This is a genomic window from Streptomyces sp. NPDC058284 (assembly GCF_042881135.1).
GTDB lineage: Bacteria > Actinomycetota > Actinomycetes > Streptomycetales > Streptomycetaceae > Streptomyces.
On record NZ_JBHVYE010000004.1, the window covers coordinates 173,510 to 186,746 of the forward strand.

Annotated in this window: 15 protein-coding genes; 9 read left to right on the forward strand and 6 right to left on the reverse strand. The window is 71.4% G+C overall.

Annotated elements, in window-relative coordinates:
• Positions 1 to 38: 38 nt before the first annotated feature.
• A complete protein-coding gene (locus ACFVYR_RS08405) occupies positions 39 to 2,063 on the reverse strand; it encodes a CocE/NonD family hydrolase (RefSeq protein WP_384253057.1) in 2,025 nt (674 codons plus the stop codon).
• 64 nt (positions 2,064 to 2,127) lie between these two features.
• On the reverse strand, positions 2,128 to 3,441 hold the full coding sequence (locus tag ACFVYR_RS08410) for an acetyl-CoA carboxylase biotin carboxylase subunit family protein (RefSeq protein ID WP_384253055.1): 1,314 nt from the start codon (positions 3,439 to 3,441) through the stop codon (positions 2,128 to 2,130).
• 159 nt (positions 3,442 to 3,600) lie between these two features.
• Between ACFVYR_RS08410 and ACFVYR_RS08415 the strand changes: the two genes are divergently transcribed.
• The 7 genes from ACFVYR_RS08415 to ACFVYR_RS08445 all read left to right on the forward strand — a co-directional run bounded on the left by ACFVYR_RS08415 (position 3,601) and on the right by ACFVYR_RS08445 (position 9,531).
• Positions 3,601 to 4,569 (forward strand): tellurite resistance/C4-dicarboxylate transporter family protein, encoded by a 969-nt coding sequence (locus ACFVYR_RS08415; protein ID WP_384253052.1) that lies wholly within the window; start codon positions 3,601 to 3,603, stop codon positions 4,567 to 4,569.
• 138 nt (positions 4,570 to 4,707) lie between these two features.
• Positions 4,708 to 5,286 (forward strand): suppressor of fused domain protein, encoded by a 579-nt coding sequence (locus ACFVYR_RS08420; protein WP_384253050.1) that lies wholly within the window; start codon positions 4,708 to 4,710, stop codon positions 5,284 to 5,286.
• A gap of 117 nt (positions 5,287 to 5,403) precedes the next feature.
• Positions 5,404 to 5,901: a winged helix-turn-helix transcriptional regulator gene (locus ACFVYR_RS08425; protein ID WP_384253048.1), complete on the forward strand. Its 498-nt coding sequence runs from the start codon at positions 5,404 to 5,406 to the stop codon at positions 5,899 to 5,901.
• Between the two features lie 104 nt (positions 5,902 to 6,005).
• Positions 6,006 to 6,542, forward strand: coding sequence for an SRPBCC family protein (locus ACFVYR_RS08430; RefSeq protein ID WP_384253045.1), 537 nt, complete (start codon positions 6,006 to 6,008; stop codon positions 6,540 to 6,542).
• The gene (locus ACFVYR_RS08435; protein WP_384253043.1) at positions 6,542 to 7,594 is read left to right on the forward strand and encodes an LLM class flavin-dependent oxidoreductase; all 1,053 of its coding nucleotides are present in this window, start codon (positions 6,542 to 6,544) and stop codon (positions 7,592 to 7,594) included. Before ACFVYR_RS08430 ends, ACFVYR_RS08435 begins: the two co-directional genes overlap by 1 nt.
• 98 nt (positions 7,595 to 7,692) lie before the next feature.
• Positions 7,693 to 8,853, forward strand: a complete 1,161-nt coding sequence (locus tag ACFVYR_RS08440) for a 12-oxophytodienoate reductase (RefSeq protein ID WP_384253403.1) — start codon at positions 7,693 to 7,695, stop codon at positions 8,851 to 8,853.
• An 81-nt stretch (positions 8,854 to 8,934) separates the two neighbouring features.
• Entirely contained in the window at positions 8,935 to 9,531 is a 597-nt protein-coding gene (locus tag ACFVYR_RS08445) for a CGNR zinc finger domain-containing protein (protein ID WP_384253041.1), read from the forward strand.
• Between the two features lie 60 nt (positions 9,532 to 9,591).
• Here the strand turns inward: ACFVYR_RS08445 and ACFVYR_RS08450 are convergent, their stop codons facing one another.
• From ACFVYR_RS08450 to ACFVYR_RS08460, 3 genes are all read right to left on the reverse strand, one after another.
• A complete protein-coding gene (locus ACFVYR_RS08450; RefSeq protein WP_384253038.1) occupies positions 9,592 to 10,032 on the reverse strand; it encodes a nitroreductase family deazaflavin-dependent oxidoreductase in 441 nt (146 codons plus the stop codon).
• A 107-nt stretch (positions 10,033 to 10,139) separates the two neighbouring features.
• Positions 10,140 to 10,547, reverse strand: coding sequence for a CoA-binding protein (locus tag ACFVYR_RS08455; RefSeq protein ID WP_384253036.1), 408 nt, complete (start codon positions 10,545 to 10,547; stop codon positions 10,140 to 10,142).
• 51 nt (positions 10,548 to 10,598) lie between these two features.
• The gene (locus ACFVYR_RS08460) at positions 10,599 to 11,174 is read right to left on the reverse strand and encodes a TerD family protein (protein WP_384253034.1); all 576 of its coding nucleotides are present in this window, start codon (positions 11,172 to 11,174) and stop codon (positions 10,599 to 10,601) included.
• Positions 11,175 to 11,324: 150 nt separating this feature from the next.
• Between ACFVYR_RS08460 and ACFVYR_RS08465 the strand changes: the two genes are divergently transcribed.
• Positions 11,325 to 11,741 carry a BlaI/MecI/CopY family transcriptional regulator gene (locus ACFVYR_RS08465; protein WP_384253031.1) on the forward strand — a complete coding sequence of 139 codons (417 nt, stop codon included), beginning with the start codon at positions 11,325 to 11,327 and terminating at the stop codon, positions 11,739 to 11,741.
• A gap of 23 nt (positions 11,742 to 11,764) precedes the next feature.
• Positions 11,765 to 12,697 (forward strand): M56 family metallopeptidase, encoded by a 933-nt coding sequence (locus ACFVYR_RS08470; RefSeq protein WP_389611500.1) that lies wholly within the window; start codon positions 11,765 to 11,767, stop codon positions 12,695 to 12,697.
• 30 nt (positions 12,698 to 12,727) lie between these two features.
• Here ACFVYR_RS08470 and ACFVYR_RS08475 read toward each other — a convergent pair whose 3' ends face one another.
• A complete protein-coding gene (locus ACFVYR_RS08475; RefSeq protein ID WP_384252997.1) occupies positions 12,728 to 13,183 on the reverse strand; it encodes a tellurite resistance TerB family protein in 456 nt (151 codons plus the stop codon).
• Positions 13,184 to 13,237: the final 54 nt, after the last annotated feature.

Consider the following 13,237-nt stretch of genomic DNA (forward strand, 5'->3'; position numbering starts at 1 on the left):
AAACCCGGCCGCCGCGCCGCCGCACGGGGGCGGGCGGGTCACAGCCAGTCACGCGGCAGGGTCTCGTTCCACGTACGGGAGAAGACCCGGCGCCCGCCCTCGTAGCCGTCGAGTGTCGCGTCGACGAAGAAGTTGTCCTCGTCGCACGTCAGCACCGTGCGGGTGCGCACGCTCACCTCCCAGTCACCGCGCTGGAACCGCATCGTCCAGTCCGTCTCACCGCCCACCGAGGTGAAGTCGTCGCCGGTCGCGGTGTACCGCTCGTAGGCCCGGCAGCCGACGTCGAGCCCGATCTCCTCGTAGCGCACGGTGCCACGGTCCTTGACGATCTCCAGCGCCCAGTCGTATCCGATGAGGTCGCGCTTGACCTCCCACTTCTGCTCCGGCTGGGTGATCCGGGTGGTGGCGAGCGGCCGGGTGCCCTCGGGCTCGTCGAAGGGCCGCTGCGGCACGCCGTCCGGCGCCGAGGCCGGGCGCACCGGCAGCCGCAGCGCGCTGGTCCCCTCGTACACGCTGAGCAGCACGGGCCGGGGCGGGGGCCAGGCCAGCGGCCAGTAGGAGGTGGACAGGGAGAGCCGGATGCGGTGGCCCGGCGGGAACGACTGGGCGACGCCGTTGAGCTGGAGGGTCGCCCGGTAGCGGCGGCCCGGTTCGAGGGGTTCGGGCTCGCCGGTGCCGTCCCTGCGGGTCAGGTTGAGTACGCCGTAGGTGACGCGGGTGGCGCTGCCGTCGGGGGCGATGTCGGAGATGCGGGCCGCGACCGTGGCCACCGGCTCACTGACCGACAGATCGAGTTCCACGGCGGGGGAGCCGAGGATCTCGACGGTCTCGGTCAGCTCCGGCGAGTCGAAGACCAGTGACCCGCCGTCCTCCTCGCGCTGGTCGTAGGGCAGGTCGGGCGGCGCGTTGTACGACGCCCACTTCCCGGCGAACTGGCCGACGGACAGCGGGGACTGCACGGTCATGGCCTCGCCCTGCGGCGCGTCGCCCGCCATGACGATGCGGTGCGGCGCCAGCGGATGGCTGACCTGCTCGATGTGCGGTGAGGGCCACTCCGGCTCGCCGACCCAGCGCCCGGGGCGCTCCTCGTACGCGGTGGAGGGCGGCACGCTCTCCTGCATCCAGGCCCGCAGCATCGGGCCCTCCATCACGCCGTTCTCCTCGCCCTTGAGCCAGTGGTCCCACCAGCGCACCACTTCCTGGAGGTAGCCGATGGCGGGGCCGGGCTCGCCCAGGTGCGGGTACTTGTGCGACCAGGGGCCGATCAGACCCTTGCGGGGCACGTCGAGGTTGCCCAGCAGCCTGGTCACGGCGTTGGAGTAGCCGTCCGCCCAGCCGCTGGAGGCGAGGACGGGGCACTGCACGTCCTGGTAGTTCTCGCAGACCGAAGCGTGCCGCCAGTACGCGTCGCGGCGCTGGTGGCGCAGCCACTCCAGGACCCACGGCTTGGCGTGGTCGAGCCGCTCCTGCCACATGTCGCGCCAGCGGTCGCCGACCACCGTCGGATCCGGCGGACAGGTGGCGTAGGCGAACATGGTGCCCGCCTCGGCGAGGTTGTCCGACAGCATGGCGCCGCCCATGTAGTGCATGTCGTCGGCGTAGCGGTCGTCGGTGAACGAGGAGATGACCACGGCGCGCAGGCTCGGCGGCCTGCGGGCCGCCACCTGGAGGGCGGCGAACGCGCCCCAGGAGATGCCCATCATGCCGGTGGCGCCGTCGCACCAGGGCTGCTCCGCCAGCCAGGCGAGCACTTCCTCGGCGTCGGTCTGCTCCTGCTCCACGTACTCGTCGGTGAGCACGCCCTCGGACTCGCCGGTCCCGCGCAGGTCCACGCGGACGCACGCGTACCCGTGCCCCGCGATGTAGGGGTGGTGCATCGAGTCGCGCTCGGAACTCAGATCGCGTTTGCGGTACGGGATGTACTCCAGGACGGCCGGCACCGGGTCGTCGTCCGAGGACGTGGGACGCCAGATGCGGGCCGAGAGCCGGATACCGTCGGACATGGGGATGACGACGTGTTCTTCTTCTTTCGTCGCGTACGGGAGATGGTCCACGTAGCGCATGGAGCGGTGCCGTCCTCTCGGTTGCTTCCCCGCCGGGCAGGCGGGTTCCGTTTCCGTCCTTCGGTCAGTCGTTGGTGACGTCGCGGCCGCCGGGCTCGGTGTCGTCGAAGTCGAGTCCGAGCGCGGCCACGCACTGGTCGTACTTGCGGCGCAGGTCCTCTTCACTGTCGCCGCCGGTGTCGATGTGCGCCAGCTCGAAGCTGTAGCTGTCCTGGTGGGTGGCTTCGGACAGCTTCCGGCCCTCCTCGACACCTACCTCGATGCGCACCCCGGGGATCTCGCGCTCGATCCGGTCGATCTCCTCGCGCGAGGGCACGCTGTGCGCCACGCCGTCGGCGAACCACCGGTAGTACCACTTGGCCGACGCCTCGTACGGCCCTTCGCGGTAGGGCAGCGCGGGGTCCTCGTCGAAGGCGAGGCTGACCATGCAGTGGTGGTTGGGGACGCCGTCGACGTACGCGAAGAGCTCCGCGTGCGCCTGCGAGTGCCGGGGATTGATCTCCAGGAGATTCACGGCGTCGGTGCTCGGATCGTAGAAGTACTCGATGCTGAACGTCGCCGCGTCCATACCGATCTGCCGTATCACCCGCTTCGACACGTCGCGAAGGCGCTGCTGCACCGGCTCCGGCAGGGCCGACGGGTACTGGTGGCGCAGGAAGCACGAGGAGTCCGGGTAGTTGATGGAGTCGAGGACGCCGTAGACGACGACCTCGCCCCGGTGGACGTACCCCTCCACGGCGACCTGGACGCCCGAGAGCGCCTCCTCCGCGAGACACACCTCACCGCCGACGCCCTCCATCTCGGGAGGCAGGTCCACCTGCTTGAGGATGTACTCGAAGGGGCGGCCGACCCGGCTGATCCCCTCCTTGATGCGGGCGACGGCCTCGCGGAACTCCTCCTGGTTCTTGACGCTGTAGGCCAGCTCGGAGGAATACGACAGCGCGGGCTTGAGCCACATCGGGAAGCGCACGCCCTCCGGCGGACGCGGATCGTCCGTGTCGAGATCGACCCGGCCGAAGCGCGGGTGCTCGTCGATGACCTTCTGCTGCTCCAGCCTGCTCCAGTACTTGTGCTCGCACTTCACGACCGATTCCAGGCTGGTGTGGTGCGTGCCGTACCGGTCGCCCAGGATCGCCACCAGCGTGCTGACGGGGAAGTCCCAGTAGCCGACGATCGCGTCGATGCTGCCGTCGAAGGCGTCGAGGATCCCCTGCGCCTTCTCCAGGAGCGCCGGTACCGAGACCTCACCGCCCTGCAGCTCCTCGACGGTGAGCAGCTGGTGGAAGCGGTACTCCTCGGCGCGGGGGATCTCGCCCAGGGCCGGCAGATTGGCGTCGTCCAGACCGATCACGAAGATGTTCTTGCGATGTGCAGCCACAATGCTCCTTCAGCTCGTCGTCGCGGCCGTGTACCCGCAGGTCGAACAGGCACACGTCCACGGAATCGGAGGCGGAGCGGACGGCGGGACCATCCCCCGCGGCACGCGGTCGGCACCGCTCGACCGGCGGGCCCGGGCCCGGTCGCCGATGCTGGGGCCATGACCCAGGGCCCCGGAACGCCAACGACGCGCGAGGCGCGCTTCGCCGCCTGGTGGACGGCGCTGCCGCCGGCGGCCGGATCCGCGGTGATGGCCACCGGGATCCTCTCCGTCGGCCTGTACCTCCTCGGACACGAGACGCTCTCGCGCGCGGCGCTGGCACTGGCCGCGGTCGCCTGGCTCGGCCTCGCCGCGGACTTCGCCCTCCGGCTGGTGGACCAGCGTGCCCGCTGGCGGACGGAGGCGGACACTCCAGCAGCGCTCACCGCGGTCGCGGCGACCTGCGTGCTCGGCACCCGCCTGGCCCTCCTCGGCCCGGCGCCACTCGCCCTGCCCTTTTTGCTGGTCGCGGCCGTCCTCTGGCTGGTCCTGCTGCCCGCCGTGGTACGTCACTGGGGGCACCGCATGCCGGGCGCGGTCTTCCTCGTCGGCGTCGCCACTCAGGGGATCGCGGTCCTGTCCGCCACCCTCGCCGCCGTGCTGCCCGCACGCCCGCTCTTCCCCGTCGCGCTCGTGTTCCTCTGCCTGGGGCTCGTGCTGTACGTGGCGGCCCTCGCCCGGTTCGACCTCGCGAACGTCCGCACAGGGGCGGGCGACCAGTGGGTGGCGGGCGGCGCCCTCGCGATCTCCGCGCTCGCCGGTGCGAAGCTCGTCGCCGCGCCGCAGTCCGCCGGCGCCTGGCACGACGTGCTGCGCACGGTGACGCTGATCCTGCTCGCCCTGGATCTCGCCTGGTACGTGGTCCTGCTCGTCGCAGAGGCGCGCTGGCCCCGGCCGCGCTACGACGTGCGGCGCTGGGCCACGGTCTTCCCGATGGGCATGACGGCGGTCGCCGCTCTCTCGACGAGCGCCGCGGCCGAGGTGCCCTGGCTGCGGGAGCTCGGCCGGGTACTCCTGTGGGTCGCGGTGGCGGTCTGGCTGTGGGTGTGCGTGGGTGCGGTCAGGTCGGCGACGGGCCGGGCGAAGTGAGGACCGGCGCAGGCGGCCTGCACCTCGAACAGCTTGCTCGCGGTCCGGGCCTCGGACCGGCAGCCGTCGCGGATTGCGGGCCTCGTACGCTGCCACCAGCGTGTCAGGAGCGGTCGATCGCGGTGGGATGATCGCGCGGTGAGTGATGCGAGAGGGTTGGCCGCGGAGGCCGTTGAGTCACATGTTCGGGCGTTCTTCGAAGGGCACTCCGTGGAGGTCGTCGACTGCGACCTCGGGCCGGACCGGCGAGAGGTGGCGCCGGGTCTGGCAGTTCTCGTCGTGTCGCCCGGCCCACGCGGCGACAGCTGGGCCTACGTGACCGCCGGGTGCTGGGCCGCGATGAAGAAGGACGGTCACGGCCTTGAGTTCGTCATGACCGCCCACGTCCGCGACCAGCGGTTCATCGAGCTCATGAAGATGATCGCCTACTACCACTGCGGTGGACATCAGCTCGACCTGGAGCACAGCATGCCGATCGGTGAACCGTGGGTGCCGGGGTCGGCCTGCGATCACCTGCTGATCAGCCTGCCCTATCTCCACGGACCAGACCTCGAGCACTGTCCCGTCCCCGGGGGCCGCGCCCGCATCCTGTGGACCCTGCCCGTAACGACAGCCGAGATCGAGTTCCGCAGGCGTCACGGGAATGAGGCGCTGGAGCAGCTCTTCGATGAGGCGGAGATCACCCCCACCGATCCTTTCAGGGCGTCGGTTGCCTGAGTTCCCGCAGCCTCGGGGCGGGGCCTGCGGGACGAGCGCCCGTGGCTCCGCTCCTTCCTGCTGGGTCTCAAGGTGAGACCCTCGAAAACCGGCGCCGTCACTCCGTATCCTTGCGTCATGAGGCGGACTTCCTTTGCGAACTGGCCGTGCTCCATCGCCCGCACGATGGACCTGCTCGGCGACTGGTGGACACCGCTCGTCCTGCGCGAGGCGTTCTACGGCATCAAGCGCTTCGACGCCTTCCAGCGGGAGCTCGGTATCGCGAGGAACACCCTCACCGACCGGCTGCGCAGGCTCGTCGACGAGGGACTCCTGGAGAAGCGGGCGTACCAGCAGGATCCGGTGCGCCACGACTACGTCCTGACGGAGAAGGGCCGCGACTTCTTCGGGGTCCTCGCCGCCATGAACAGCTGGGGCGATCGCTGGCTGAGCGGCGAGGAGGGCGCCCCGGTCGTCTTCCACCACGACCGCTGCGGCCACGACAGCCACGCCGAGGTCGTGTGTGCCGACTGCAAGGAACCGATGACGGCCGCGAACACGAGCCCCCGCCTCGGCCCCGGCTACCCGCCCCGGCTCGCCGAGCGCCCGGACGTCCGGGCGCGGTTCAACCGCTGACGGTACGAAAAGGCCCGCCGCATGAGCGGCACACGTCGACTCTTGACGAGTGAGTCTATCTACGCAACTCTCGTGGTCACAGCCAACATGAAGGGCGGCCGACCATGGAGTGGACAGGCGCGCGTTACGCGGACGGGCCAACGGTGGAGGTGCGCGAACGGATCGCCGCTTCGCCGGAACGGGTGTGGGAACTGGTCTCCGACATCGGCCTGATGCCCGCGCTGAGCGGCGAGTTGCGGTCGGTCGCCTGGCTGGACGGGGCGACGGGGCCCGCGCTCGGTGCGCGGTTCACCGGGCGCAGCCGCCACGAGTCGCTGGGGGAGTGGGAGACCACGTCGTACGTCGTGGCGTGCGAGGCGCCGCGGGTGTTCGCCTGGGCGGTCGGCGACGCCGAACGGCCCAGCGCGCTCTGGCGGTTCGGCCTGGAAGCCCTGGAGGACGGCGGCACGCTCCTGACGCAGTGGATGCGGCTCGGCCCCGGCCGCTCTGGTCTCTCCCTCGCGATCGAGCGGATGCCGGAGAAGGAGCAGAAGATCGTGTTCGTACGGCTGCGGGAGTTCGAGCGGAACATGGCCGCCACGGTCGGCGCGGTCAAGGCGCTGGCCGAGGGCGCCGCGACCGTGGAAGGGGTGCGCGCGTGATGCGTACGTCGACGACGGTCGAGGCGTCCGGGGCGAACTGGGGGGAGACCGTCGACTTCGTCACCGAGGCCGAGAAGCTCGGCATGGACATCTGCTGGGTCGCGGAGGCCTGGGGCTCCGAGGCGCCGTCCCCGCTCGGATACCTCGCGGCCCGCACCGAACGGATGCTGCTGGGCTCCGGCATCATCCAGCTCGCCACCCGCAGCCCCGTCGCCATCGCCCGGGCGGCCCTCACGCTCTCGCAGCTCTCCGAAGGCCGCTTCCTCCTGGGCCTCGGCCCCTCGGGGCCGCAGGTCATCGAGGGACTGCACGGCGTGCCGTTCGCGCGCCCGCTGGCCCGGATGCGGGAGACCGTGGAGATCGTCCGGCAGGCCGCTTCGGGGGAGAAGATCGCGTACGAGGGGCGGGAGTTCACCGTGCCGCTGCCGGGCGGCGAAGCCCGGCCCATGCGCCTGTCGCTGCGCGCCGAACACGACCTGCCGATCTACCTCGCGACCCTCTCCCCGAAGATGCTCCGCCTGACAGGAGAGGTGGCGGACGGCTGGCTCGGCACCAGCTTCGTGCCGGAAGGGGCCAAGGAGGCGTACTTCGACCATCTGGACGAGGGCCTCGCGGCGTCCGGCCGCACCCGGGCCGACCTCGACATCTGCCAGGGCGCCGAGGTGGCGTTCGCGGACGACGAGGACGCCCTGCGCACGATGGTCGCCGGACGGAAGAAGGAACTCGCCTTCAGCCTCGGCGGGATGGGCTCCGCCACGACCAACTTCTACAACAGCGCCTACAGCAGGCAGGGCTGGGCCGACGTCGCTGCCGAGGTCCGTGAGCGCTGGCAGGCGGGCGACCGTGACGGCGCAGCCCGCCTCGTCACCGACGAGATGGTCCTCGCGACCACGCTGATCGGCACCGAGCAGATGGTGCGCGAGCGGCTGCGGGTCTGGCGCGCCGCCGGTGTGGACACGGTGCGCTTCTATCCGGCGGGCGACACGCTCGACGCGCGGCTCACCACGCTGGGCCGGGCGATCGACCTCGTGCGCGAGCTGGATCGCGAGTGATCCGGTTCACTCTCGCCGACATAGGTAAAAGGGTTACGCTTCTTTCATAGTTCTCGTACTCAAGAGCAGAGGAACCTGCCGTGGAGACTGTGGAGACCGTGGAGCCCGGGCGGCACCCTTCCGAAGATGCCCGGAGCGTCGTCCCGGACGAAGAGGCGTCGCGCGCCGCACGCCTGCTGGGCCGGCCCTTCACCCTCGGCGCCCTGACGCTGCGCAACCGCATCGCGATGGCCGCCGTGACCCGGCGCTTCTCCCCGGACGGCGTGCCCGGCGAGGACGTCGCCGCGTACTACGCGCGGCGCGCGGCCGGGGGCGCCGGCTTGATCGTCACGGAGGGGACGTACGTACGGCGGGACGCGGCCGCCGCGTACGACCGCGTGCCGCACTTCCACGGCGAGCGGGCGCTGGCCGGCTGGGCGCGGGTGGTCGAGCGGGTGCATGGGGCGGGCGGCCGGATCATGCCGCAGCTCTGGCACACCGGGGTCCTGCGGACCGGCTCGGGCCCGCGGCGCGGCGTTCCCGCGGAGGGTCCTTCCGGCATCGACCTCGACGGGCGCGCGCACGGCAGGGCCATGACCCTGGACGACATCGACGCGGTCGTCCGCGCCTTCGCCGAGGCGGCGGCCGACGCCGAGCGCATCGGCTTCGACGGCGTCGAACTGCACGGCGCCCACGGCTACTTGATCGACGACTTCCTGTGGCGCGGCACCAACACCCGCACCGACGCCTACGGCGGCGACCCCGCCTCCCGCGCCCGGTTCGCCGCCGAGATCGTCGCCGCGGTACGGACCGCGGTCTCACCCGGCTTCCCGGTCCTGTTCCGTCTCTCGCAGTGGAAGACCGACCATTACGACGCGCGGATCGCCGAACACCCGCGGGAGCTTGAGGAGTTGCTCACCCCGCTGGCCGCGGCGGGAGTGGACGCCTTCCACGCCTCGACTCGCCGCTATTGGCTCCCGGAGTTCGAGGGCAGCGCCCTGAACCTCGCGGGCTGGACGAAGAGGCTCACCGGCAAGCCCTCGGTAACCGTCGGCTCGGTCGGCCTCGACCAGCAGTTCGCGGGCGCCCCCGGGCGTACGCAGCGGTCCGCGGTCACCGGCATCGCCCCGCTCCTCGACCGTCTGGAGCGGGACGAGTTCGACCTCGTCGCCGTCGCCCGTGCGCTGGTCGCCGACCCCGAATGGCCCGCGAAGGCCCTCGGTGGCCGTCTCGACGAAGCGGTTGCCTACGACGCCGCGCTGCTGAGCGCCCTGGTGTGAGCCGGGGCTCCCCGCGGTGAGGGAGTCCGTCGGCGTGAAAGAGTGAGAGGTGCCCGCACGTATTCCGGAGAGTGATCCACGATGACCTGGTCGGCGACCGCGAGGTACCGCCTGGAGTCCGCGCCCGGCGGCCTCGGACTCGTCCAGGACCTGCTCAACACGGTCTCCGCGGGGGCGCCCCCGCACCCCGACCTGCTCGACGACGAGGCGGACGCGCGGAACTGGGTGGACCAGGCAGTGGCGGAGTGGGCGGCCGTCACCGGAAGGCAGGCGCCGCAGACGGCCCTGGACGCCGAGGGGCTCCGTGAACTCCGCGCCGTGCGTGAGGGGCTGTTGAGGGCCACCTCACGGGCGGCACGGGGCGAGGCCAAAGACCCGCCGCGGGAGCCGGTCCCTGAGCACTCCGCCGGGGCGGCGCTGCGACTCTGCGAGGACGGTGTCGTACGCCTCGAACCCCGCGGCAGCGGCCTGCGCCACCTTGTCGCGCTGCTCCTCGCGGAGGTGTACGAAGGGCAGCGGGCGGACACCGCGCGGCGCCTGAAGCCCTGCCGCAACCCGCTCTGCCGCGTCACCTTCTTCGACCGGTCCCGCAACAACAGCGGCGTCTGGCACGACGTCAAGACCTGCGGCAACGCGGCCAACCTGCGGGCCTACCGCGCCCGGCAGCGGGAGCGATAGGCCCAGGAGTCAGGACGCGACCCGAATCAGGACGCGACCCGAATCAGGACGCGACCCGAATCAGGACTCGATTGGGGTCAGGACGAAGAGCGGGATCTCGCGGGACGTCTTCTTCTGGTATTCGGCGTACTCCGGCCACGCCGCGACCGCACGCTCCCACCAGATCTCCCGCTCCTCGCCGGAGGCGACCCGCGCGCGGTAGTCCTTCTTCACCGGGCCGTCCTGCAGCTCCACATGCGGATGGGCCACCAGGTTGTGGTACCAGGACGGGTTCGCGGGGTCGCCGCCCTTCGACGCCACCACGGCATACTCCCCGTCGTGCTCGACGCGCATCAGGGGGTTCTTGCGGAGCTTGCCGCTCTTGGCGCCCACCGACGTCAGCAGGACGACCGGCTTGCCCTGCATGGTCGTCCCCTGCGTCCCGCCGGAGCGCTCGTACTCGTCGACCTGCTTGCTCGCCCAGTCCCACGTACCGGGCTCGTACTCACCAGTCAGAGGCATACCTCTCCCAACGACGGACCGGCACGGATTGTTTCCTGCCGGTGGCGGACTCACGGATGCGCTTCCGACGTTACGTGAGCGTGCGGTTCCTGATCGCGGGACAGGCTCTAACCCAGCCGCGGGATCTCGATGGCGGGGCAGCGGTCCATGACCATGTCCAGGCCGGCCGCCCGGGTCCTGTCGTACGCCGCCTCGTCGACCACACCGAGCTGGAACCACACCGCACGGGCGCCCGCGGCGACCGCCTCGTCGGCGACCTGGCCCGCCAGTGCGCTGTTGACGAACACGTCCACCACATCGACCGGAAACGGCACGGCGGACAGGGACGGATATCCCTGTTCGCCGTGGACCGTCTCGGCCTTGGGGTGGACCGGCACGACGCGCTTGCCGAAGCGCCGCAGGACGTCCGCGACACCGTAGGCGGCCCGGTCCCGGTTGTTCGACAGGCCCACCACGGCCCAGGTGGCGCCGAACTCCGTCAGGATCCTGCGCACCGTTTCCTGGTCGCCGTACATGACCTGCCTCCTTCGGGGTCGCGGCCGGATGCCGTCAGAGCCGCACGCGCGTCAGACGTTCACGCCGAAGTCCGTCGCGATGCCGCGCAGCCCACTGGCGTAACCCTGGCCGACCGCGCGGAATTTCCACTCCGTCCCGTGCCGGTAGAGCTCGCCGAAGACCATGGCGGTCTCCGTCGAGGCGTCCTCGGAGAGGTCGTAGCGCGCGATCTCCGCGCCGTCCGCCTGGTTCACCACGCGGATGAACGCGTTGCGGACCTGGCCGAAGCTCTGGCCGCGGTTCTCGGCGTCATGGATCGAGACCGGGAAGACGATCTTCGAGATCTCGGCGGGCACCTGCGCGAGGTTCACCTTGACGGCCTCGTCGTCGCCCTCGCCCTCACCGGTGAGGTTGTCACCGGTGTGCTCGACCGAGCCGTCGGGGCTTGTCAGGTTGTTGTAGAAGACGAAGTGCTGGTCGGAGACGACCTTGCCCGAGGCGTCGCAGAGCAGCGCGCTGGCGTCGAGGTCGTAGTCGGTGCCGGTCGTGGTGCGCACATCCCATCCCAGGCCGACCAGTACGGCGGTGAGGCCGGGGGCCTCCTTGCTGAGCGAGACGTTGCCGCCCTTGGCCAGGGAAACTCCCACGATGTCCTCCTGAGGTCCGAGTTCTGGATACTGGCGTTCTGGCTCCCCGAAATCTACAGGAATGTAGAAGTGGGCCGTGCGGCGGTGCCCCGTTACGATAAGGCGCTCCCCGCCCGTCGTGGAGCACACAGAGCTGGAGGATTTCCGGGCATGACGCACCACGACGAGCGCGACGAGCGCGACGAGCGGCCGCCGCGGCTGCGCCGGCGCGCACAGGGCGAGCTGGAGTCGCAGGTGCTCGCCGCGCTGCACGCCGCGCGCGGACCCGTCAGCGCCGCCTGGGTGCAGCAGCGGATCGGCGGAGACCTCGCGTACACGACCGTCATGACGATCCTCACCCGCCTCCTCGCGAAGGACGTGGTCACCCGCGAGCGCGCGGGACGGTCCTTCGCCTGGCTGCCCGCTTCGGACGAGGCCGGACTCGCGGCCTTCCGGATGCGCAAGGTGCTCGACGGCGAGAGCGACCGCGAGGCCGTGCTGGCCAGCTTCGTCACCACGCTCACGCCCGACGACGAGCAGCTCCTGCGTGAGCTGCTCGGGCAGGCGGGCGCAGAGGCCGACGACTGACGCCCGATAGGGGTTCTTCGCTGATGGGCGTCTTCGTCTTCCTGCCGCTCGTGCTGCCGCTGACCGCGTGGCCGATCGCGCGCCTCGCCGAGCAGCACCTCCACCCGCGCACCGCGACCAGGCTGCTCACCGCCGTCGCCGGCGTGATGGCCCTGTGCAGCACGCTCTGCCTGGCGCTCCTGATGGTCGTCGGCACCGCCCAGCTGCCCGGCAACCCGCTGCCCGACGGCTGGTCCGATCCCGAGGTGCGCGCGGCCGTCCCCTACGACGAGGTCGCGGGGAGAGCCGCGATCCCCGCCCTGCTCGCGGTCTGCGCGGCGTGCGCGCACACGCTCTGGCGCCACGCGCGCGTACGGCTGCGGGGGCGCCGCGCCCTCGAAGGGCTGCCGGGCACCTCGGTGGCGGTCCTCGCCGACGAGGCGCCGTACGCCTACGCCCTGCCCTCGCGGACCGGCGGCCGCGTCGTGGTCACCACCGGCATGCTGGCCCGGCTCGCTGCCCCGGAGCGCCGCGCGCTCTTCGCCCACGAGCGGGCCCATCTGTCCGCCCGGCACCACCGGCACCTGATCGTCACGCAGTTGGCGGCCCGCGCCAATCCCTTCCTGCGGCCCCTGCGCACCTCCGTCGCGTACGCGGCGGAGCGCTGGGCGGACGAGTCGGCGGCCCGCGCGGTGCGGGACCGGCGGGTCGTCGCCCGCGCGATCGGCAAGGCGGCCCTGGTCTCCCGGGGCGTGCCCGCGCCGACGCTCGCCGGACTCGCGGCGCCCGGGCCCGTCCCGCGGCGCGTCGCGGCGCTCCTCGCCCCGGCGCCCGCGGCCCGGACCCGTCCGTCCGTGTTCACGGCGGTCGGACTCGCCCTGTGGTCGGCGGCCTTCGGCACCGCCGTCTCCGCGATGTCCTCGGCGAACGCCGCCGTCACGATGGTCATCATCCTCCGCGCGGCCACACCGCTCTGAGCGGGTGGCCGCGGGGCCGGTGGGCGCGCCCTACAGGTCGAACTCGTGCGGCGGCAGGTCGAGCGCGAAGCACGCCTCCCGCACGACCCCCTGCTCGTCCTTGTCGAAGTCGCCGTCCGCGCCGCCGATGACGATGCCGATCTGAATGACCGCGCGGGCCTCCGCGGGCTTCTTCTTCGCCTTCGCCACCTCCTGGAGGACGCTCACCTTGCCGAAGGCGAAATCGGCGGTCAGCTTGTCCACGTACTCGTCGAAGCGGCGGCGCAGATCGTCCGCGGGGAAGTTCTGCAGGACCTCGTTCGTGCCGATGAGCTGGGCCACGCGCTGGCGCTCGGACGGGTCCACGGTGCCGTCGGCGGCGGCCACCAGGGCGCACATCGCCATGCTCGCGTCGCGGAAGGCGCCGCTCTTGAGGTCGTTCTTCTTCGCCATCAGCTGGGTCTGCATCGTCGATGCGGATTCCTTGACGCGGTCCCACAGAGCCATGGGGAACTCCATAAACGTATCGATGTGTCAGGGGTGTCGGGCGGGGGACCGGTA

Excerpts from the sequence above, each read along its gene's own strand:
- ACFVYR_RS08470 (WP_389611500.1), top strand. The coding sequence starts at position 11,765 with ATGGGCGTCTTCGTCTTCCTGCCGCTCGTGCTGCCGCTGACCGCGTGG.
- ACFVYR_RS08475 (WP_384252997.1), bottom strand. The coding sequence starts at position 13,183 with ATGGCTCTGTGGGACCGCGTCAAGGAATCCGCATCGACGATGCAGACC.
- ACFVYR_RS08435 (WP_384253043.1), top strand. The coding sequence starts at position 6,542 with ATGCGTACGTCGACGACGGTCGAGGCGTCCGGGGCGAACTGGGGGGAG.
- ACFVYR_RS08455 (WP_384253036.1), bottom strand. The coding sequence starts at position 10,547 with ATGTACGGCGACCAGGAAACGGTGCGCAGGATCCTGACGGAGTTCGGC.
- ACFVYR_RS08465 (WP_384253031.1), top strand. The coding sequence starts at position 11,325 with ATGACGCACCACGACGAGCGCGACGAGCGCGACGAGCGGCCGCCGCGG.
- ACFVYR_RS08425 (WP_384253048.1), top strand. The coding sequence starts at position 5,404 with ATGAGGCGGACTTCCTTTGCGAACTGGCCGTGCTCCATCGCCCGCACG.
- ACFVYR_RS08450 (WP_384253038.1), bottom strand. The coding sequence starts at position 10,032 with ATGCCTCTGACTGGTGAGTACGAGCCCGGTACGTGGGACTGGGCGAGC.
- ACFVYR_RS08445 (WP_384253041.1), top strand. The coding sequence starts at position 8,935 with ATGACCTGGTCGGCGACCGCGAGGTACCGCCTGGAGTCCGCGCCCGGC.
- ACFVYR_RS08405 (WP_384253057.1), bottom strand. The coding sequence starts at position 2,063 with ATGCGCTACGTGGACCATCTCCCGTACGCGACGAAAGAAGAAGAACAC.
- ACFVYR_RS08430 (WP_384253045.1), top strand. The coding sequence starts at position 6,006 with ATGGAGTGGACAGGCGCGCGTTACGCGGACGGGCCAACGGTGGAGGTG.
- ACFVYR_RS08415 (WP_384253052.1), top strand. The coding sequence starts at position 3,601 with ATGACCCAGGGCCCCGGAACGCCAACGACGCGCGAGGCGCGCTTCGCC.